The sequence below is a fragment of the Halomonas cibimaris genome (assembly GCF_039537045.1).
GTDB classification, from domain to species: Bacteria; Pseudomonadota; Gammaproteobacteria; order Pseudomonadales; family Halomonadaceae; genus Vreelandella; species Vreelandella cibimaris.
The window spans coordinates 42136-61731 of the sequence record NZ_BAAAZT010000012.1; the positions used below are offsets into that span (position 1 = coordinate 42136).

The window sequence follows — 19596 nt, forward strand, 5'->3', positions numbered from 1 at the left end:
GCATCGCGCCAGAACGTGCAAGGAGCTTTTATGCTGCGCATTTCCAACAACGTAACGCTTGCCGACTGGGAAATTCACATTGAGCAGGTGCGCGCCCAGGGCCCCGGCGGGCAGAACGTCAACAAAGTGGCGTCCGCCGTGCACCTGCGCTTTGCTATTCACCGCTCGACGCTGCCGCCCTTCTACAAAGAGCGGCTGCTGGCGCTTTCCGACCAGCGCATCACCCAGGACGGCGTGATCATCATCAAGGCGCAAAAGCACCGCACGCTTGAGCGCAATAAGGAAGACGCCCTGGCGCGCCTGCAAGCGCTGATCCAAAGCGCAGCCGCCGTGCATAAAAAGCGCCGCCCCACGCGCCCCAGCCGCAGTGCCAGGCGCAAGCGCACAGACAACAAAACCCGCCGAGGCCAAACCAAGGCCCTGCGCGGCAAGGTCACCCCCTGAGCCCATACGTTAGCCCATACGTTGCCAACCGAGCCCTAGCCCATGTATCTGGATCATTTCGACCCGCCGGCGGCGTCACCGCTGGGGCGGCTAACCCTGACGGCCGATGCGTCCGGCATTACCCGCGTGGACTTTTCCCGAGGGCTTGCCCGCGCCCTGGCCAATACGCCGCGCTCGCATGTTCTGCTGGAGCGCTGCAAGCAGCAGCTGGCAGAATACTTTGCCGGCACGCGAAGAGAGTTTGACCTGCCGCTGGCCGCAGAGGGTACGGCGTTTCAGCAGGCAGTGTGGCGCCAGCTCCAGGCCATTCCCTACGGCGAGACCCGCACCTACGGCGAGATTGCCGCCGCGCTGGGCAAACCCACCGCCGCCCGGGCGGTGGGCATGGCCAACGGCAAGAATCCGCTGGCCATTATCGTGCCCTGCCATCGCGTAGTGGGCGCGGGCGGCCGGCTGACCGGCTACTCCGGCGGGCTTGCACGCAAGCAGTGGCTGCTGGCCCACGAGGCCGGCCAGGGCGAGGCTGACCGGCTTTTTGGCCGCTAGCGCTCCCCATAGAGCTCCATTAGGGCCCCATGTTTGGCGAGTCCCTGCTCTTGGTCTACCCTGAGGGCTTACGCATTTTCCTGCCACGTATAAAGGGATCGCCATGCACTACACCGAAGCCAAGGAGCACGTTCAGGGTCGTCTTCACGATCTGTTCAGCGACCCCTATGCAGCGTTTGACAACGACAGCCAGGAACGGCTTTTGCATATACGGGTCATGCTTTATCTGCTGGCCTTTTGCCCCATGGAGCGCGGCCTTTTGACCCTGCGCGTGCTCCACGGCTGGGAAAACGGCAACGACGACCCCCAGGCGCTTATCTGTACCGACTACCCGCTGGGCAGCCTTGAGGCGTTCAACGCCGCGGTGGCGGACTTCTACGGCGAACGCAGCGCCACCTCGCACCCGCTGCTCGGCCCGCCGCTGGCCCAGGCCATTGCCACCGCCAGGCGCGGCGGCCAGCCGCTGGACGATGCAATCATCGCGCATCCCGCCAGCTGGCCGGCGTTTGCCCATGGCCTGACGCTGTATACCCTGTTCAAGATGTATCACCGTCTGGTGTACGGCGAAGACGACTTCTATCGCAGCAGCCGGTGCCAGACCGATGCCGGGCTACGTGAAATTCACGAGTTTCATCTGGAAGAAGGCGAGTTTGCCTTTTTGCTGCCCCCGCACAGCGCAGCCGCCCGGGAAGAGACGCGGCTGATTCTCCACGAAAGCCAGCTCAAACCGTTCCAGCAGCTGCTGGAAGATACGACCTCGCTGTTTCACCCTCTCTAGTCCCCGCCTGGCGGCGGCAGCAGGCTTTTTACGCCGCGACCTAGCGCGGCATGACCATGTTTTCCGGGCGCAGCGCCTCGGTCAGAGTGTTGTCGTCCAGCAGGTTTTCTTCGCGCACCAGCTCCAGCACGCCGCGCCCGGTGGTCAGCGCCTTTTGCGCGATGCGCGTGGCGTTGTCGTAGCCGATATACGGATTGAGCGCGGTCACAAGGCCAATGGAGCGCTCGACCAGTTCCCGGCAGTGTGCTTCGTTGGCGGTAATACCGTCCACGCACAGCGTGCCCAGCATATCCATGGCGCGGGTCAGCAGACGAATGGAGTCAAAGATCTTGTAGACGATCAGCGGCTCCATGACGTTAAGCTGCAGCTGGCCGGCCTCGGCGGCAAGACTCAGCGACAGATCGTTGCCGATAACGTCAAACGCCACCTGGTTGACCGCCTCGGGAATCACCGGGTTGACCTTGCCCGGCATGATCGAGCTGCCCGGCTGGCGCGCCGGCAGATTGATCTCGTTAAAGCCGGTACGCGGACCGCTGGAAAGCAGGCGCAGGTCGTTACAGATCTTGGACAGCTTCACCGCCAGCCGCTTGAGCATCCCCGAAAACATGACGAAATCGCCCATGTCCGAGGTGGCCTCGATCAGATCGTGCGCCGGCGCCACGTCGTGCTCGCTGATGGCGGCCAGGCGCTCGACGGCGATTTTTTGATAGCGCGCATCGGTATTGATGCCGGTGCCGATGGCCGTGCCGCCCAGATTGACCGCGCGCAAAAGCATCGGCACCCGGCGCTTGAGGTGATCATGGTCTTCGCCAAGCGTTGTGGCAAAGGCATGAAACTCCTGGCCCAGCGTCATGGGCACGGCGTCCTGCAGCTGGGTGCGCCCCATCTTGAGCACGTCGGCGAACGCATCGCCCTTGCGCGAAAACGACCGGCACAGACCGGAAAGGCTTTCCAGCAGGTCATCGTGGCCAAGCATCAGCCCCAGACGAATCGCCGTTGGGTAGGCATCGTTGGTGGACTGCGCCATGTTGACGTCGTTGTTGGGATGCAGGTGCTGGTAGTCCCCCCGGGCGCGCCCCAGAAATTCCAGCCCTACGTTGGCGATGACTTCGTTGGCGTTCATGTTGGTCGAGGTGCCTGCCCCGCCCTGAATCATGTCGACCACGAACTGGTCGTGGTATTCGCCGTGGATAATCCGCTGGCAGGCGTGCTCGATGGCCTCAAAGCGACGGGTTTCCAGGTTGCCCAGGCGATGGTTGGCGTCGGCGGCGGCCTGCTTGACCATGGCCAGCGCCATAATCAGGCGGGGATGGTGGGAAAGCGACACGCCGCTAAGCGTAAAGTTGTGCACCGCGCGCAGCGTCTGAATGCCGTAATACGCGGATGCCGGCACGTCCAGGTGGCCCAGCAGGTCGGATTCCCGGCGAGTGGCGGCGCTGCCGGCGTGCATATTATTAGATAACGTCATGGCAATGGCCTTCATGTTGATGGCGTCTGACACTCCCCGCCCGCCGCGCACTGCGCCTTGGGCGAGAGTTCCAGGGTCACCCCGAGAACCTTCCTGCTTCAACACGCCTTCACTAGACCGTGACGATTAGGCCACAGCCCCCGATCCAGTCGCTCCACAGGCTACCCCCGCCCGTCCGGCGGTTTCGATATTCCTGGCCGCATTGATATCGCGGTCAATGGCTTGGCCGCAGCCGTCACAGTGCCAGTGGCGCTGCGATAGCGGCAGCTTTTTGATCTTGTGGCCGCAATGGTGGCACGTCTTGCTGCTGGGCAGCCACCGGCTGACCTGAATGAGCTGGCGGCCCGCCCAGTCGGCCTTGTAGGCCAGCTGGCGCAGGAACTCGCCCCAGCCCGCATCGCTGATGGCTTTGGCCAGCGTTTTGTTCTTTAGCATGCCGACAATGTTCAACGTCTCGACGCAGATCACTTGGTTTTCGTTGATCAGCGTTCGAGTGGCCTTGTGCATGGAATCGCGGCGGCAGTCCGCTATCTTGGCGTGCAGACGCGCCACCTTGCGGCGCATTTTGTGGCGGTTGTTCGAGCCTCGCTGCTTTTTGCTCAATCGGCGTTGCAGGTAGGCCAGTTTGGCGGCGTACCGTTTGAGGTAGCGCGGGTTGCCTGACTTTTGCCCCTGGCTGGTGATGAACAGGTCGGTCAGCCCCAGATCAATACCCACGGTGTTAGGAGAGAACGGCAACAGCTCGGGCGTGAATTCGCACAGGCAGCTAATGAAGTAGCGGCCTGCACGGTCGCGTGAAAGGGTGACGCTGGAGGGAGCGCCAGGCAATGGGCGGCTCCAGCGGATCGGTAGCGGTGTTTTCGTTTTGGCGATAGTGATCTCGCCGTCCCGATAGCGGAAGGCAGCCTTGGTCAGCCGGAGGGATTGCCGGCCATTCTTGGCTTTGAAGCGCGGATAGCGCGCCTTGAGCTTGGTGTTGAAGAAGTTATCGAAGGCCGCTTTTTGATCGCGCAGGGCTTGTTGCAGGATCACGCTGGACACGTCCCTCAGCCACGGATATTCCGCCTTGAGGGCCACCAGCCGCTTTTCCGCTGCCGAGTGGGTGAGCGTTTCCCNGACCGTTCCTTGTAGGCGCGTTTCTTCATTTTGTATAAATATCAGGTGGTAATGGAACCTTCAACCCCGGCACCGCGTTGCGGTGCGCGCTTTTATCACCGCCCGCATGGGGCGATGCTTTACGCGCTGATGGGTAAAGAAAAAACACAAACCGTTAAGCTATCACAGCGCCAACTTATATAGCCATTGCTTTTCAGCGCCCGATGATCAGGCCGTTCGGGGATGCGCGCGCCGCCGGCGTCCGGCACGCCGGCGCGTCAGGCGGCTTCCCAGGCCGCCTTGAGGCGATAGAACTCGTCCACAATGGCGTCCATTTCCCCGGCGTCGTAGTCGCACAGGCCGCTGACCACCAGCTTTTTCGAGCCCACGCCCAGCGGCTTTCCGGCCGATTCAATGGTAAATTCCAGCAGCGCATCGGCACGCTTGCCCTGAACGTCAAGCGACGAGCGCGCCAGAGACAGCCCCGGCGCAAAACCGTCCAGCCGTTCCAGGGTAAACCCCATGCTGTGGTAGATCACCAGCGGCCGGCGAGGATTGAACATCACGCCGTGGGCTTGCATCAAAGGCTTTAAATAATGCGGAAAGTTCTTGCCCGAAAACGCCACGTAGCAGCGGGTAAAAGCATCCACCGCTTCCGCTTCAAAGGTGGTCTCGCCGCTGCGCACCACTTCCAGATAGCACCTTCCGGCGTCGTCGATAACGTGAATATCGCCGCTGGCCGACGGGCGAAACGTCAGCGGCGTGTCCGCCCCCACCATGCTGAGAAAATAAAACTCCATGTGCTGGGAAAGCCCGAAGCGCTCCAGCACCAGCGCAAACAGCAGGTCACCGGGCACACAAAAGCGGCGTGCATCAGGGTTGTGGATCGGATTGTAATCACCGGCCACGCCCTTGGCGAAGCGGCTGGCCTGCTCGGCGGAGATAACGACGGTATCACCGCGCTGCGTGTAAAAATCCTTGAACATGGCGTTCGCTGCCTGCCTGGTGTTGTCATTGAAAGTCTGTCGCTACCAACGCCGCGCATAATGCCACAAAACACCGGCCAACAGCAGCGACTTTCCGCGAAAGCGGCGGGGTCAACGGCGCTTGCGCTGACGCTGAATCATTCGCACCCGCTCTTTGGCCTTTTGCGCTGCCGCCCGGCCCTCCTCCGCTGGCCTGGTCGGTATGGTCACCCAGGCAAACACCGGCAGCGCCAGCCCCCAGTAAATGGCGGCCAGCCGCAGGCCCAGAGTGGCGGCAAGCGAGGCGCCGATGGTCAGCACCGTGGGGGCGCCCAGGCTATACAGCACCACATAGGCCACGCCGCCGGCAAACGCCGCGGTGGCGTAGATCTCTTCGCGCAGCACCATCGGCACGCGCCGGGCCAGCACATCGCGGATCATGCCGCCGGCGACTCCGGTCATCATGCCCATCAGCGTGGCGACCTCGCCGGTATAGCCCAGCGCCAGCGCCTTGTGGCTGCCAAGCGCGGTGAAGATCGCAAGCCCGAAGGCATCGGCCACCGGCATGAACCCGCGCGACAGCCGATGAATATAGTGAAAGCCGACCAGAGAAAGCGCCACCGTGGCCACGATCACCCATAGATACGTCGGGTCGTCCACCCAGAATACCGGACGCACGCCCAGCACCAGATCGCGCAGCGTACCGCCGCCGATGCCGGTCACCGCGGCCAAAACCAGCATGCCTACCGGGTCCATGCGCTTGCGACACGCCAGCACCACCCCGGAAAGCGCAAAGACAATCACCCCGGCCAGATCCAGCCAGTACACCAGTTGGCTCACGCGTTGTACTCCTTGATGCCCGTTGCCCGCTCAGCCGCTGCGCTGAAACGGATAGATCGCGCCCAGCTGCAGAAGGGTCGTCAGCTCGTCCAGCGCGGTAAGCGACTCCGCCACCAGCTGCGGATCGGCCAGATCCTCCGGCGCTAAACGGTCGCGATAGTGGCGTTTGACCCAGCCGGCAAGCGCGGCATAAAGCTCGTCGGTCATCAAAACACGGCCGGACAGCGCGGCGCACTCGGCGCCGCTGAGCGCTACCCGCAGGCGCAAACAGGCCGGGCCGCCGCCGTTTTGCATGCTTTGCTTGACGTCTTTGACGATAACCTCGCCGATGGGATTGGCGCCGGCCAGGACCAAATCCTGCAGCGTGCGCCACACGGCTTCATGGTGCTGGCACTCGCCGGGCACGACCAGCGTCATGCTGCCGTCGGGATTGCTCAGCAGCTGGGAGTTGAACAGGTAGGTCGCCACGGCGGCGTCGAGGCTTACTGCCTCTGCCGGCACGCGCACGGGGATCAGCGGCTCGGGCATTTTCGCCCGCAGCGCGTCAAGCACGGCCTGCTCGTCGGCAAAAGCATACTCGTGATAGAGCAGCACCGGGCCGTTACCCACCGCGATCACGTCGTTGTGAAACACCCCGGCATCAATGGCGTCCGGGTGCTGGCGGGCAAACACCGTCTGCGCTTCATTCAGGCCGTGCTGGCGGGCCACGGCTTCGCTGGCCTCCCGGGTTTGCCGGGCGGTAAAGCGTGCCGGCGCCGGCTCCAGGCCGAAGGCGTCACGCCCGTAAACGAACAGATGCACCCCGGGCGCGCCGTAGTCGGCGCCGAGCCGGGTATGGTTGGCCGCGCCTTCATCGGCCAGCGCCGGGGTGGCCGGCAGCGGCGCATGGTGGGCGAAATGCGCCGGATCGGCAAATATGGCGCGCAGCATACGCCCGGTGGTGGCCGGCTCCAGGCAGCGGTGCAGGCCGGACTGCAGGTTGGCCGGCGTGAAATGTACCCGCCCGTCCCGGGCGTCTGCGCTTGGCGTCACCGTGGCGGCGTTGGCCGTCCACATGCTGGAGGCCGAGCACGCCGCGCGCAGCATGGCCGGTGCCCGCTGCGCGGCGGCGGCCAGCACGTCAGCGTCGCTGCCGGCAAAGCCCAGCCGGCGCAGAAAGGCCGTATCCGGGCGCTGCTGGGGCGGCAACACGCCCTGGGCGTAGCCGGCTCGGTACAGCGCGTGCATTTTCTCAAGCCCCTGCAGCGCGGCCTCCCGCGGGTTGGCCACCCATCCCGCGTGGCGCCTTGAGGCCACGTTGCCCGCCGCCAGCCCCGAATAGTTGTGGGTGGGGCCGACCAGGCCGTCAAAATTCACTTCGCAGACGTTAACCCCGACGGCGCTGTCGCTATCTCGCGCGCTGATCATAGCCTCACCCCCGGCGGCAGCTGCTCGGGCAGCGCCAGGGTCTCGGTTTCCATGGAGGCCACCGGGTAGGCGCAGTAGTCCGCGGCGTAGTAGGCGCTGGGGCGGTGGTTGCCGCTGTCGCCCACGCCGCCGAAAGGCGCATCCCCCGAGGCGCCGGTGGTCTGGCGGTTCCAGTTGACGATGCCGGCGCGAATGCGCAGCAGAAAATCGTCCCAGTCGGCCTGCTCGCCGCCGATCAGCCCGGCGGAAAGCCCGTAGCGGGTGTTGTTGGCCAGGCGAATGGCCTCGTCCCAGCCGGCATAGCGCTGCACGGTGAGCAGCGGGCCGAAGTGCTCCTCGTCGGGCACGTCAAGCCCGGTGACGTCAAGAAGGCCGGGGCTCAAAAGGCTGGTACCGTCGGCCAGGCGCTCCATGCGCCGGAGCACCGTAGCACCTTTAGCTTCCAGCGCCTGCTGGGCCTCCAGCAGGCCGTCGGCGGCAGCAGCGCTGACCAGGCCGGCGTAAAACGGCGGGTTGGCCTCGTCGAAGGGCTCGGCCACGCGCAGCTTGCCCGCGGCGTCCACCAGCGCCTCGACCAGCCGGTCGCCCACTTCGCCTTCGGGCACCAGCAGGCGCCGAGCGCAGGTGCAGCGCTGGCCGCCGGAGGCAAACGCCGACTGCAGAATCGTCAGCACCGCGGCGCGCTGGTCGGGCACGCTTTTCACCACCAGCGGGTTGTTGCCGCCAAGCTCCAGCGCCAGAATCTTGCCCGGCTGGCCGGCAAACTGGCGGTGCAGCATGCGGCCCACCGCCGCACTGCCGGTAAACAAAAGCCCGTCGATGGCCGGGTCACCGGCCAGCGCCTGGCCTACCGGCGCCCCGCCCTGCACCAGGTTGATCACGCCGTCGGGCAGGCCGGCCTCAAGCCAGCACTGCAGGGTCAAGTCCGCGGTGAGCGGGGCCTGCTCGCTGGGCTTGAACACCACGGTATTGCCCGCCAACAGCGCCGGGACGATATGGCCGTTGGGCAGGTGCCCGGGGAAGTTGTACGGGCCGAAAACGGCCATGACCCCGTGAGGGCGATGGCGCAGCACCGCCCGGGCCTCGCCTGCGGGTTTTTCGCGCTCGCCGGTGCGCTCGGCATAGGCTTGAAGCGACAGCCCCACCTTGCCGATCATCGCCCCGACCTCGGTGCGCGCCTCCCACAGCGGCTTGCCGGTTTCGCTGGCAACGGCGACGGCAAGCACCTCCTTGCGCGCGTTGAGCACTTCGGCGAAGCGCTCGGCCAGCGCCTGGCGCTCGGCAAAGGGCGTTTTGGCCCAGCCGGCGAAGGCGTTTCGGGCCGCGCTCACCGCCGTCGCGACCTGAGCGTCGTCGGCGGCGGCGCCCTGCCACAGCGGCCCGCCGGAAACGCCGTCGTGTTTGGCAAACGTCGGCGCGGCGCCGTCGATCCATGCCCCGTTGATCAGCTGCTGCTGCGTGGCGTGCATATCCGTCTCCCTTGGCCGTAAGCGGCTCAGTGTATCAGCGTCAGGTTTGCAGCAGGCGCAGGGTGTCGCCTGCGCCAACGTTTAGCCGCCGGGCTTCGGCGGGGGTCAGCACAACGTGCTCGGCGCCGGGAGCGCGGCCGATCCAGGCGGCGGTAAAGCCCTGCAGCGCGGTGGTGGCCGCCAGCCAGCGGCCGGTGCTTTCCTGCTCGGCGCCGGCGTCTACCTCAACGCCATAGCGCCTTGAGTCGCGCACCGCGCGCACGTCGTCAATGTAGGCCTCTACCGTGGGGCCGCCGTCGAAGATATCGATGTAGCCTTCCCAGCGCAGCCCTTCTTTTTCCAGCATTGCAAGCGCCGGGCGGGTATCCCGGTGCACCTGGCCGATGCAGGCGCGCGCCGCTTCGGGCATGAAGGTGGTGTAGATGGGAAAGCGCGGCATCAGCTCGCCGATAAAGCTTTTCTGGCCAAGCCCGGTCAGGCGGTCGGCCTCGTCAAAGTCCATGGGAAAAAAGTGCCGGCCCAGGCTTTCCCAGAACGGGCTTTTGTTGTCGTCGTTGAAAAGCCCGCGCATTTCCGCCAATACCTTGTCGGGAAAACGCTCGCGAAACTCGGCGATAAACAGCCAGCGCGCCTTGGACAAAAGCGCACCGCAGCGCAGGTGGCGGTTGGCCTCGCCGCGGTATTCCGGGCGCACGAACAGCGAGCAGACCTCGGCGTTGCCGGTGTGATCCGAGCTTAAAAACAGCGTGTCCAGCGTGCGGTGCAGATCCAGCTGTACCGACGAGTGCGCAAGCGTGCCCAGCCGATAGTGATAAAACGGCACGTCGTGGCCGACCTGCCCTTCAATGGCGCAGCAGCCGGCCAGCTCGCCGCCCACTTCGTCTTCGAGGACAAAAAAGTAAAGCTGGCTTTCTCGGCCCCGGCCCGCGTCAAGAGCGTTCACCGCCGACTCGATCTTGCCGGCAAGGAACTCGCGGTTGTCCGGCAGCGAGGTAAAGCCCACCCCGGCCTGCTGCGCAAGCGCCTGCAGCTCGTCCAGATCGCCGCGGGCAATAGGTCGAATGCGCATTACATTTCTCCTTCGTCGAGCCGGTCTTCGGCGGCAGGCAGTGAAAGCGGTGCCGCCAGCACGGCGCGGCCCTTCTCCACGCCCAGCGCCTCGGCCTGCTCGGCGGTGAGCATCAGCTGGCCGGTGGGCGAGCGCGCATAGCGCGCCACCACGCAGCGAAAGCCGGTGCGCTGCTGGTTGGCCACCAGCGCCGGCTCGGCGGCGGGCAGGGCGTGCTCGGGGCGAATACGCACCGGATGCCAGGCCGCCCGGCGCACGGTGGCAAGCCCGCTGCGATCGGCTTTGATCACCGGGCCGGCATCGAAGATATCCACATGGCGCGAACGCGCAAAGCCTTCGGCAAGCATTTCGTTCAGCGCCGGCTCATGGGCCCGGTGCTCGCGGCCGATGGCCGCCCGCGCCGCCGGGGTCAGCAGCGGCAGATACAGCGGAAACTGCGGCATCACCTCGGCGATGAAACTTTTTGAGCGCAGCCCGGCAATGCGATTGATGTCCTGGTAGCTGCGAGCAAAAAAATGCCGGCCCACGCTTTCCCAAAACGGTGATGCACCGCCGGCTTCCAGATGCCCGGGAAAGGCCACTGCCAGCACGTCGGCAAAGCGCTCGGGATACTGGGCCACAAACATCAGCCGGGCCCGGCGCAGCAGGCTCTCGGCGCTGGTGCCCTGATATCGCGGATGGACCGACATGGCGCACAGCAGCGTGGCGTCAGACACCTCGTGGGACAGCGCCAGCGTCTGCACTTCCCGGCGCACGTTAAGCTGCTGGGAGGCGTGAATCAGGGTTTCCTGACGGTAGGTGTAATAGGCTTCGCGTGCGCCGGCCCGGGCCCGCACGGTGGCGGTACCCAGCACACGCTCGGCGGCGTCGGCTGCGGTGTTGACCAGCACGAAGGTATATTGCTCGTCGCCGGGGTAGTCCACCTCGTCGTTGAACGCGGCCTGGGAGCGCGCCACGCGCTGCTCCAGGCGCTCGCGGTTGGCCGGCAGGTTGGTCAGCGGCGGCACGGCCTGGCGCGCCAGCGCTTCCAGCGCGGGCAGGTCCGCAGGCTCTACGGGTCGAATGATCAGCATCGCCAGCTCCTTTTGGCGGGGGCCTCAGCCCTTGGCAACCAGGCGTTCAACGGCGCGTTCAAGCCGGGCCATGCCTTCGTCGATATCGGCCTCGGGCATCACCAGCGACGGCGCCAGGCGCAGCACGTCGGGCCCGGCGATCAGCGCCATGGCGCCTTCTTCGATCGCCAGCGGCAGAAGTTCCTTCGCTCGCCCGGCCCAGGCCTCGGCCATCTGCGCGCCCATCAGCAGGCCCAGCCCGCGAATGTCGCTGAATACGCCGTGTTTGGCGTTGATCCGCTCCAGGTGGCCGCGCAGACGGTCGTGGCGCTTTTGCACGCCGGCAAGCACCTCGGGGGTATCAATAACCTCCAGCGCCGCCAGCGCCACGGCGGATGCCAGCGGGTTGCCGCCGTAGGTCGAGCCGTGGGTGCCGATCACCAGCGAGCGGGCCACGCTGTCGGTGGCGAGCACAGCACCCATGGGAAAACCGCCGCCCAGCGCCTTGGCGCTTGTCAGAATGTCCGGCGTCACGCCGTAGTGCTGGTAGGCGTAGAGCTTGCCGGTGCGGCCCACGCCGGTTTGCACTTCGTCGAAGACCAAAAGCGCGTCGTGCTCATCGCACAGATCGCGTAGGCCCTGGAGAAAGTCAGGGTCGGCGGGAATCAGCCCGCCTTCGCCCTGCATGGGCTCGACCATGATCGCGCAGGTATCATCGCCCATCAGCCGGCGCACGCTGTCCAGATCGTTGTACTCGGCATGGAGAATGCCGCCCGGTACCGGGCCGAAGCCCTGGGAATACTTGGGCTGGCCGCCGACGCTGACGGTAAAGAAGGTACGCCCGTGAAACGACTGAGAAAACGAGATGATCTTGTCTTTGTGCTCGCCGTGATGATCCACCGCGTAGCGCCGGGCCAGCTTGAGCGCGGCTTCGTTGGCCTCGCCGCCCGATGAGCACAGAAACACCTTGTCAGCGAAGGTGCGCTCCACCAGGCGTTTGGCCAGTTTGAGCGCCGGCTCGTTGGTGAACACGTTGGACAGATGCCAAAGCGTCTCGCCCTGGGACTTGAGCGCCTCGACCAGCACCGGATGGCAGTGCCCCAGCGCGTTGACGGCAATGCCGCCGGCAAAATCAATGTACTCGCGACCGTTTTGATCCCACAGGCGGCTGCCCTCGCCGCGCACCGGAATCACCGGCTGGGGCGCGTAGTTGGGCATCATGTACTGGTCGAAATCGTGCCGGGTCGGGGTAGCGCTCATGGATGTCTCTCCGCTGGTATCGGCGTGGGCCATAAAAAAAGGCAGTGAAAGGGAGTATACGGTGCGCAGCGGCCACCCTGCTTTCAGCAATGTGACGTTAAGTTGCCAAAAGCGCGCAGCTAGAGCAGACGCTCCTCGCGCGGGGCAAGGCCAAAACGCTGACGGTAGGCGGTGGAAAAATGCGCCCCGGATGAAAAGCCCGTGGCCAGGGCGATATCGCCCACCGGGGCGCGGCCCTGGCGCAGCAGGCGGCGCGCCTGCTGCAGGCGCAGATCCAGATAGTAGCGGCTGGGCACCGTCTGCAGATGTTTTTTGAACAAACGCTCCAGCTGCCGGCGGGAAATACCCAGGTGCTCGGCCAGCTCCAGGGTGGAAAGCGGCTCTTCGACGTTGGCCGCCATCAGCGCCACGGCGTCGCGCAGGCTTTGCGGGGCATGGCCGATACCGTTTTGCCGCGGTACGTACTGCGGCTCGCCGGCCGGGCGAATGCGCTCGCAGGCCAGATGCTCGGCGGCCCGGCCGGCAAGGTCAGCGCCGTGGGTCAGGGCGATAAGCTTCAGCATCATGTCCAGCGCGGCGGTGCCGGCGCCGCAGGTCAGCCGCTCGCGGTCCAGCGCGTAGAGCTGGCGCGACAGCGTTACCTCGGGGTAGGCCTGGGCAAAGGCGTCAAAGCGCGGCCAGGGCAGCGTTACGCGATAGCCCTCCAGCAGCCCGCAGCGCGCCAGCACTTCGGTGCCGCCGGCAATGCCGCCCAGCACCACACGGCGGCTGTCCAGGCGGCGCAGCCAGTCGTTCAGCCGGGCCGGCAGCGGGTAGGAAAGCGGCGTCGGCGCGCACACAAGCAGCAGGTCGATCTCGTCCGGGGACGTTTCCGCCCCGTCGGCGACGCTCAGCGCCAGCGGCCCGGCACTGCGCACGCCGGCGGCTTCAAGCCCCAGCGTGCAAGTGGCGTAAAGCATACGCCCGCTGAGCTGGTTGGCCAGCTGCAGCGGCTCAAGCGCGCAGGCATGGGCCAGCAGCGAGAAACCGGGAAGCAGCAAAAATGCGACCCGGCAGCGGGTATCGGCCGGCAAGGCAACCAGGGGGCAATCAGCCATGACGCGTCGCGCCGTCGAGAGCGCCTAGAGGTTGACCACGTCGAACTCGGCCACCGGGCTTACGTCAGCGTCGTAGTCCACGTCGCTGCGCTCAAAGCCGAACAGCTTCAAGAACTCGTGCTTGTAGCCGGAGTAGTCGGTGATCTCGAACAGGTTGTCGGTGGTCACTTCCGGCCACAGCGCCTTGCACGACTGCTGCACGTCGTCACGCAGCTCCCAGTCGTCCAGCCGCAGCCGGCCCTGCTCGTCGGTTTCCACGGCGCCGTCGGCGTACAGGCGCTCGGCGAACAGACGGTTGAGCTGGTCGATGGTGCCTTCGTGAAGCCCTTCTTCTTTCATGATGCGATAGACCATGGCGATGTAGAGCGGCATCACCGGAATCGCCGCACTTGCCTGGGTCACCACGGACTTGAGCACCGCGACGTTGGCGCCCCCGCCGTGCTGGCGCAGGCGCTTGTCGATCTCGCCGGCGGCGCGGTCCAGGTCTTCCTTGGCGCGGCCCAGCGCCCCGTGCCAGTAGATCGGCCAGGTGATTTCGGTGCCGATGTAGCTAAAGGCCACGCTTTTGGCGCCTTCGGCCAGCACGCCGGCCTCGTCCAGCGCCTTGATCCAAAGCTCCCAGTCTTCGCCGCCCATCACGTCCACGGTGTCGTCGATTTCCTGCTGAGTGGCAGGCTCAACTTCGGTTTCGATGATCGCGTCTTTGTTGGTATCGATCGCCGTGGCGCGGTAGACCTCGCCGATGGGCTTGAGCGCCGAGCGCTTGACCTCGCCGCTGTCGGGCAGCTTGCGCACCGGGGACGCCAGCGAATACACCACCAGATCCACCTCGCCCAGGTCCTGCTTGATCAGCTCGATGGCCTTTTCCCGGGCCTCGTGGGAGAAAGCATCGCCGTTGATGGCTTTGCTGTAGAGCCCTTCCTGCTTGGCGAACTTGTCAAACGCCGCGGCGTTGTACCAGCCGGCGGTGCCCGGGCGCTTCTCGGTGCCGGGCTTTTCAAAGAACACGCCCAGGGTATCGGCGCCGTAGCCAAAGGCCGCGGTAATGCGCGCGGCCAGGCCGTAGCCGCTGGACGCGCCGACCACCAGCACCTTTTTCGGCCCCCGGCGCTTGTCCAGCCCGCGTGCGCGGGTGGCTTCGATCTGCTCGCGCACGTTGTGCTCGCAGCCTTGGGGATGGGTCGTTGTGCAGATAAAACCGCGCACCTTGGGCTTGATAATCACGTAGCACCTCGCTGTTTCAGTCGTTGATCGGGCAGTAAAACATGGCCGCCGGCCGCATTGTAGCGGCCCGGGCGCGCGCTGTCCGCCTTTGTGCCCTGGCGCAGCCGGGCTTGGCCGGCTTGCGAGCCGGGCCTTTGCGCCATGATAATAGCCGGCCAGACAAGCGTATTTTCTACCCGGCACGGCCGGGCATACAACCCGAGGCCCACATGAACGCACAGCAACTGGTCGACGAACGCGGCGATCTATGGCTTGCCCTGGCGCCGCTGTGGCTGGACCGCGAGCCCGGCGAGCGCGACTACGCCATCATGGTCAGCACCATCGAACACCACGGCCTTAGCCTGCACCAGCTGGAGTGGATTTTTCGCCTGGAGCTGGCGCCGGTGATGTCGCGCCACCAGCTGTCGATCACCAGCGAATGGCGCCAGTTCGACGACTATCGCCTGATGAAACAGCTGGTGGGCCACAACCTGCGGCTGAAAGGCTGGCGGCGCAGGGGCTGGGCGCTGTTTTCCGGGCTGACCACCATGATGGTGCGCCATCGCTGGGCGGAGCTGATGAACCGGCTGCTGGTCGCCCGGGGCGAGCCGAGCTGAAGCGCTACGCCACCAGCCCCCAGGCCACGCGCAGCGCCAGGCCGATCAGTATCACGCCGGTGGCGCGATTGATCCACTGCGCGCGCAGGCGCAGCCACTCCAGCACCCCGGACTGCGACAGCGCCACCGCCACCAGCACATACCAGCCGGCATCGATGCTCATGGCGGTGGCGACGATGATCATCCGGGCCGCGGCACTCATCTCCGGGTGGACAAACTGGCTTAGCAGCGCGACGAAAAACAAAATCAGCTTGGGATTGGCCAGCGCCACCAGCACGCCCTCCCGGGCGGCCTGGCGCCGAGTGGTATAGGCTACGCCGGGGCTCAACGCCGCCGCTCGGCCGGCGCGCAGCGCCTTGAACCCAAGCCAGGCCAGATACCCGGCCCCGGCTACGGTAATGGCCTCGAACGCCAGCGGAAAGCGCGCCATCACCGCCCCCAGCCCCAGCACCGTGAGCAGCGCGTAAAGCCCTACGCCCAGCGCATGAAAAAGCCCCGCCACGACGCCCGGCCCGCGCCCGCCGCCCAGGGTATGGCGCAGCACCAGCGCCAGGCTCGGCCCCGGCGAGATCGCCCCGGCCGCGCAAACGGCGGCCAGCGAAAGCCACAGTGAAAACGCCATGTGTGCCTCCTGACAAAAAGCCCGCCGGCGGTTGCCGGCGGGCTGCTTTGTAGCCGTCAGTGCATGAAAAGCGCTTGAACGATCAGGCCTGCTTGGCGCGTACGCCCTGAACAATGCGCTCGCCGATGTCGGCGTCGATGCTGCGCCAGTAGTCGAACGCGCGCTCAAGCACCGGCTCGGTTACCCCGCCCAGCAGGTGGCCGACAACGTTGTTGACCAGCCGCTCTCTGGCCGGCTCGTCCATCACCTGGTTGATCAAGGCGTTGGCCTGGGCAAAATCGTCGTCGTCGGGGCGCAGGGTGTAGGCCGCGCGCACCATGTCACCGTCGGACTCCCAGGTCGCGTCGTCCGGGTAGCGCTCGCCGTCGGCCTGCGGGCCGCCCTTGGAGTTGGGCGCGTACACCGGGTCAGAGACGGTGTGCATCTGCATGGCGCCGTCCTTGCTGTAGCTGTTGACCGGCGACTTCGGCGCGTTGACCGGAATCTGCTTGTAGTTCACCCCCAGCCGGTGGCGGTGGGCATCGGCGTAGGAAAACACGCGGCCCAGCAGCATCTTGTCCGGGCTAAGGCCGATGCCCGGCACCAGGTTGTTGGGCTCAAACGCCGCCTGCTCGATCTGGGCATGGTTATCCACCGGGTTGGTGTCCAGCGTAAGCGTGCCCACCTTGATCAGCGGATAGTCGTCGTGGGGCCAGACCTTGGTCAGGTCGAACGGGTTAATCCGGTAGGTTTCGGCATCCTTGAACGGCATGATCTGCATGTACAGCGTCCAGCTGGGATGCTCGCCCCGCTCAATGGCGGTGTAGAGATCACGCATGTGGTAGTCGCCGTCTTCCCCGGCCAGGCGGTCGGCCTCTTCCTGGGTCAAGCATTCAATGCCCTGGTCGGTCTTGAAGTGGTATTTCACCCAGAACTTCTCGCCTTCAGCGTTCACCCACATGTAGGCGTGGCTGGAATAGCCGTTCATGTGCCGCCAGGTCTTGGGGATGCCCCGGTCGCCCATCAGCCAGGCCACCTGATGGGCCGACTCCGGCGACAGCGTCCAGAAATCCCACTGCATGTCGTGATCGCGCAGGTTGTTGTCGGCGCGGCGCTTTTGCGAGCGGATGAAGTGCTGAAACTTCATCGGATCACGGATGAAGAACACCGGCGTGTTGTTCCCCACCATGTCGTAGTTGCCTTCGGTGGTGTAGAACTTGATGGAAAAGCCGCGCGGATCGCGCCAGGTGTCGGGACTGCCGCGCTCGCCGGCCACGGTGGAAAAGCGCATCAGCACCTCGGTTTTGGTACCGGGCTGAAACACGGCGGCGCGGGTGTAGCGGCTAACGTCTTCCGTCACCTCAAAGCGGCCGAAGGCACCGCTGCCCTTGGCGTGGGGCTGGCGCTCGGGAATGCGCTCGCGGTTGAACTGGGCCATCTGCTCGATCAGGTAGTGATCGTGAAGCACGATGGGCCCGTTCGGCCCCACGGTCAGCGAATATTCGTCGCTGGCCACGGGAATCCCGGCATCGGTAGTGGTCGGCTTGCGATTGTCTTCGGACACGTTAGCGCCTCCTTGTGAGTCATTGTCGCCAGGCAGCCGGTTGCCGCTGCCATACCCACAGACTACTCTTTTCCCACCCAAAAGTGCGCTATCCTTTCGATAGCTGATAGCTAAAAACTTGCAGACACCTTCGACCGATAGCCCACAAGGCAGTTTGACAACGCCGACGCGCCTGCCTAGGCTCTATCTTCTCCTGGGGGAGCCCTGACGGGCTGAGAATCCGCCGCTTTTGCGCCGGTAACCCTTCGAACCTGATCCGGGTCATACCGGCGAAGGGAAGGAAAGCACACGCCGCCTCGCCTCTCCCTTGTCGTCTGCCAGACGCCCGCCCAAGACCCGGCCGCCACAAGGATAGAGGACCTATCACCATGCTGCTTGATCCTGTCTGGACGGCCCTTTGGCTGTTGTTCTGCGCCGCTGCCTTTGCCGTTCCCGGCCTGCTCTACGCTCGCCGCCAGCGCGACGACCTGGATACCTACATCGCCGCGCGCAATACCCAAAGCACCCGAGCCACGGTGAGCACCCTGCTGGCCACCACGCTGGGTACCTGGGTGCTGTTTGGCCCCGCCCAGGCGGCGACCTGGGGCGGCATCAGCGCGCTTCTGGGCTATGCCCTGGGTTCCTGCGTGCCCCGGCTGATCATGATCCCGCTGGGCCGACGCATGCGCGAGCTGATCCCCGAGGGCCACGGCCTGACCGAGTTTGTGATCCACCGCTACGGTCGCGTCATGTACGCCTTTACGCTCTCAATCATGCTGTTTTACCTGTTTATTTCCCTGGCCGCGAGCCTCACCGCCGTGGCCCGGATGGTTACCCTGCTCGCTCCCATTCCGCTGTGGCTCACCGCCGGCGTGGTGATGCTGGCCACGGTGCTTTACACCTTCTACGGCGGGCTTCGCGCCTCGATCTTTACCGACAAGGTGCAGATGGTGGTGATCCTGCCGCTGCTCGCGTGCCTTTTATTCTTTGGCTGGCAGGCCGCCGGCGGCGCAGCGCCAACCCTTGACGGGCTTGCCCAACACGCACCCCAGCTGCTGGACATGACCGACGCTGGCGGCGTACGCGCGGGGCTGACGTTCTTTATCGCCGTGGTGCTCACCGGGCTTTTCTACCAGGGCACCTGGCAGCGCATCTACGCGGCGAAAAACGTCCGGGTGCTGCGCAGAAGCTTCTGGATCAGCGGGCTGTTGAACCTGCCGATCATCGTCATGATGGGGCTTTTCGGGCTGGCCTTTGTGGGACTGGATCTGGAAGGCGACGGCTCGGTGGCACTGTTCAGCGTGCTGCTGGACAGCGTGCCGCTGTGGTTTGCGCTGGCGCTGATTCCGCTGGGGCTGGCGCTGGTGATGAGCAGCGCCGACTCCACCATCAACGCCACCTCAAGCATTATCGCCGTGGACATGCACCGGCTTTTGCCCCGGGCAAGCGAAGCCACGCTGATGCGCCTGGCCCGCTGGCTGATCGTCGCCGCCGCGGTGCCGATTACCTGGGTCGCCGCCCAGGGCTTCAGCGTGCTCTACCTCTTTCTGCTCGCCGATCTTTTGTGCTCGGCCGCGGCGTTCCCGGTGTTCTTCGGGCTGTTCAGCCGCCGCTACGACGGCCGCCACGCCGTGGTCAGCACCGCCTGCGGGCTGGTCGCGGGGCTTGTCGTCTTCCCCGCCCCGGGAGCCGGCACCGAGACGCTGCTGGAAAGCTTTTTGCTCGCCGCCCTGGTGCCGGTGGCCACCTCTGCGGTGCTGATGCGCGCGATGCCCGCCCGCGAGCACTACGACTTCGCCCAGCTGGCCACCCTGGTGCGCCGGTTTGGGCGGCAGTCGTGACGCACTAGATTGCGACACGCCTGACGCTACGTGTCACCGCGAGCGAAGCGTGGCGGTCTCCTTGCAGTGCCTCTGGCAAGAAACCCCGAGATTGCTTCGTTGCACTCGCAATAACACCGGGGCGAGTGCACTTTTCTCACTACCGTCGTCGCGAGGAGCGAAGCGACGTGGCGATCTCTTACTGTGCCGGTAGCAACCAACCCCGAGATTGCTTCGCTGCGCTCGCAATGACTCAGCGGGGTAAATGCTCACGTAACTATTCAGGTGGCGTCGGGTGAGACTCGCCAACCCGCTGTTCCTT

18 protein-coding genes and 1 riboswitch are annotated in these 19596 nt (G+C 65.3%); of the genes, 5 read left to right on the forward strand and 13 right to left on the reverse strand.

What is annotated here, in order from left to right; translation table 11 throughout:
* Nucleotides 1-30 precede the first annotated feature (30 nt).
* The 3 genes from arfB to ABD654_RS01375 all read left to right on the forward strand — a co-directional run bounded on the left by arfB (nucleotide 31) and on the right by ABD654_RS01375 (nucleotide 1768).
* Nucleotides 31-444 (forward strand): alternative ribosome rescue aminoacyl-tRNA hydrolase ArfB, encoded by a 414-nt coding sequence (gene arfB, locus ABD654_RS01365; RefSeq protein WP_344701531.1) that lies wholly within the window; start codon nucleotides 31-33, stop codon nucleotides 442-444.
* A gap of 42 nt (nucleotides 445-486) precedes the next feature.
* Nucleotides 487-990 (forward strand): methylated-DNA--[protein]-cysteine S-methyltransferase, encoded by a 504-nt coding sequence (locus tag ABD654_RS01370; RefSeq protein WP_344701533.1) that lies wholly within the window; start codon nucleotides 487-489, stop codon nucleotides 988-990.
* Between the two features lie 103 nt (nucleotides 991-1093).
* Entirely contained in the window at nucleotides 1094-1768 is a 675-nt protein-coding gene (locus ABD654_RS01375) for a hypothetical protein (protein WP_344701535.1), read from the forward strand.
* 40 nt (nucleotides 1769-1808) lie between these two features.
* Here ABD654_RS01375 and ABD654_RS01380 read toward each other — a convergent pair whose 3' ends face one another.
* From ABD654_RS01380 to fabV, 11 genes are all read right to left on the reverse strand, one after another.
* Nucleotides 1809-3218, reverse strand: a complete 1410-nt coding sequence (locus ABD654_RS01380; RefSeq protein ID WP_344701563.1) for an aspartate ammonia-lyase — start codon at nucleotides 3216-3218, stop codon at nucleotides 1809-1811.
* Nucleotides 3219-3362: 144 nt separating this feature from the next.
* Nucleotides 3363-4313 (reverse strand): RNA-guided endonuclease InsQ/TnpB family protein, encoded by a 951-nt coding sequence (locus tag ABD654_RS01385; RefSeq protein ID WP_344701537.1) that lies wholly within the window; start codon nucleotides 4311-4313, stop codon nucleotides 3363-3365.
* Nucleotides 4314-4609: 296 nt separating this feature from the next.
* Entirely contained in the window at nucleotides 4610-5317 is a 708-nt protein-coding gene (locus ABD654_RS01390) for a DUF3581 family protein (RefSeq protein WP_344701539.1), read from the reverse strand.
* 111 nt (nucleotides 5318-5428) lie between these two features.
* Nucleotides 5429-6136 carry a trimeric intracellular cation channel family protein gene (locus ABD654_RS01395; protein WP_344701541.1) on the reverse strand — a complete coding sequence of 236 codons (708 nt, stop codon included), beginning with the start codon at nucleotides 6134-6136 and terminating at the stop codon, nucleotides 5429-5431.
* Between the two features lie 30 nt (nucleotides 6137-6166).
* Nucleotides 6167-7543 (reverse strand): N-succinylarginine dihydrolase, encoded by a 1377-nt coding sequence (astB, locus tag ABD654_RS01400; protein WP_344701543.1) that lies wholly within the window; start codon nucleotides 7541-7543, stop codon nucleotides 6167-6169.
* The gene (gene astD, locus ABD654_RS01405) at nucleotides 7540-9012 is read right to left on the reverse strand and encodes a succinylglutamate-semialdehyde dehydrogenase (RefSeq protein WP_344701544.1); all 1473 of its coding nucleotides are present in this window, start codon (nucleotides 9010-9012) and stop codon (nucleotides 7540-7542) included. Before astD ends, astB begins: the two co-directional genes overlap by 4 nt.
* 40 nt (nucleotides 9013-9052) lie before the next feature.
* Nucleotides 9053-10081 carry an arginine N-succinyltransferase gene (astA, locus tag ABD654_RS01410; RefSeq protein ID WP_344701546.1) on the reverse strand — a complete coding sequence of 343 codons (1029 nt, stop codon included), beginning with the start codon at nucleotides 10079-10081 and terminating at the stop codon, nucleotides 9053-9055.
* Nucleotides 10081-11154, reverse strand: a complete 1074-nt coding sequence (locus ABD654_RS01415) for an arginine N-succinyltransferase (protein WP_344701548.1) — start codon at nucleotides 11152-11154, stop codon at nucleotides 10081-10083. The genes astA and ABD654_RS01415 overlap by 1 nt, the downstream gene beginning before the upstream one ends.
* A gap of 24 nt (nucleotides 11155-11178) precedes the next feature.
* Nucleotides 11179-12393: an aspartate aminotransferase family protein gene (locus ABD654_RS01420; RefSeq protein ID WP_344701550.1), complete on the reverse strand. Its 1215-nt coding sequence runs from the start codon at nucleotides 12391-12393 to the stop codon at nucleotides 11179-11181.
* Nucleotides 12394-12512: 119 nt separating this feature from the next.
* Nucleotides 12513-13490 (reverse strand): GlxA family transcriptional regulator, encoded by a 978-nt coding sequence (locus tag ABD654_RS01425; RefSeq protein WP_344701552.1) that lies wholly within the window; start codon nucleotides 13488-13490, stop codon nucleotides 12513-12515.
* A gap of 24 nt (nucleotides 13491-13514) precedes the next feature.
* The gene (gene fabV, locus ABD654_RS01430; protein ID WP_344701553.1) at nucleotides 13515-14714 is read right to left on the reverse strand and encodes an enoyl-ACP reductase FabV; all 1200 of its coding nucleotides are present in this window, start codon (nucleotides 14712-14714) and stop codon (nucleotides 13515-13517) included.
* Between the two features lie 209 nt (nucleotides 14715-14923).
* Here fabV and ABD654_RS01435 point away from each other — a divergent pair, with 209 nt between their 5' ends.
* A complete protein-coding gene (locus ABD654_RS01435; protein ID WP_344701555.1) occupies nucleotides 14924-15310 on the forward strand; it encodes a DUF7079 family protein in 387 nt (128 codons plus the stop codon).
* 4 nt (nucleotides 15311-15314) lie between these two features.
* On the opposite strand, the gene ABD654_RS01440 is transcribed toward ABD654_RS01435, so the two are convergent.
* The gene (locus ABD654_RS01440) at nucleotides 15315-15932 is read right to left on the reverse strand and encodes a LysE family translocator (protein ID WP_344701557.1); all 618 of its coding nucleotides are present in this window, start codon (nucleotides 15930-15932) and stop codon (nucleotides 15315-15317) included.
* An 82-nt stretch (nucleotides 15933-16014) separates the two neighbouring features.
* Nucleotides 16015-17475, reverse strand: a complete 1461-nt coding sequence (locus ABD654_RS01445) for a catalase (protein WP_344701559.1) — start codon at nucleotides 17473-17475, stop codon at nucleotides 16015-16017.
* 185 nt (nucleotides 17476-17660) lie between these two features.
* A riboswitch (TPP riboswitch) is annotated at nucleotides 17661-17770 on the forward strand.
* 73 nt (nucleotides 17771-17843) lie between these two features.
* On the opposite strand from ABD654_RS01445, the gene ABD654_RS01450 reads away from it, so the two are divergent.
* The gene (locus ABD654_RS01450) at nucleotides 17844-19295 is read left to right on the forward strand and encodes a sodium:solute symporter family protein (protein WP_344701561.1); all 1452 of its coding nucleotides are present in this window, start codon (nucleotides 17844-17846) and stop codon (nucleotides 19293-19295) included.
* Nucleotides 19296-19596 lie beyond the last annotated feature (301 nt).

Excerpts from the sequence above, each read along its gene's own strand:
- arfB (WP_344701531.1), top strand. The coding sequence starts at position 31 with ATGCTGCGCATTTCCAACAACGTAACGCTTGCCGACTGGGAAATTCAC.
- ABD654_RS01370 (WP_344701533.1), top strand. The coding sequence starts at position 487 with ATGTATCTGGATCATTTCGACCCGCCGGCGGCGTCACCGCTGGGGCGG.
- ABD654_RS01375 (WP_344701535.1), top strand. The coding sequence starts at position 1,094 with ATGCACTACACCGAAGCCAAGGAGCACGTTCAGGGTCGTCTTCACGAT.
- ABD654_RS01380 (WP_344701563.1), bottom strand. The coding sequence starts at position 3,218 with ATGCACGCCGGCAGCGCCGCCACTCGCCGGGAATCCGACCTGCTGGGC.
- ABD654_RS01390 (WP_344701539.1), bottom strand. The coding sequence starts at position 5,317 with ATGTTCAAGGATTTTTACACGCAGCGCGGTGATACCGTCGTTATCTCC.
- astB (WP_344701543.1), bottom strand. The coding sequence starts at position 7,543 with ATGATCAGCGCGCGAGATAGCGACAGCGCCGTCGGGGTTAACGTCTGC.
- astD (WP_344701544.1), bottom strand. The coding sequence starts at position 9,012 with ATGCACGCCACGCAGCAGCAGCTGATCAACGGGGCATGGATCGACGGC.
- astA (WP_344701546.1), bottom strand. The coding sequence starts at position 10,081 with ATGCGCATTCGACCTATTGCCCGCGGCGATCTGGACGAGCTGCAGGCG.
- ABD654_RS01415 (WP_344701548.1), bottom strand. The coding sequence starts at position 11,154 with ATGCTGATCATTCGACCCGTAGAGCCTGCGGACCTGCCCGCGCTGGAA.
- ABD654_RS01420 (WP_344701550.1), bottom strand. The coding sequence starts at position 12,393 with ATGAGCGCTACCCCGACCCGGCACGATTTCGACCAGTACATGATGCCC.
- ABD654_RS01425 (WP_344701552.1), bottom strand. The coding sequence starts at position 13,490 with ATGGCTGATTGCCCCCTGGTTGCCTTGCCGGCCGATACCCGCTGCCGG.
- ABD654_RS01435 (WP_344701555.1), top strand. The coding sequence starts at position 14,924 with ATGAACGCACAGCAACTGGTCGACGAACGCGGCGATCTATGGCTTGCC.
- ABD654_RS01440 (WP_344701557.1), bottom strand. The coding sequence starts at position 15,932 with ATGGCGTTTTCACTGTGGCTTTCGCTGGCCGCCGTTTGCGCGGCCGGG.
- ABD654_RS01450 (WP_344701561.1), top strand. The coding sequence starts at position 17,844 with ATGCTGCTTGATCCTGTCTGGACGGCCCTTTGGCTGTTGTTCTGCGCC.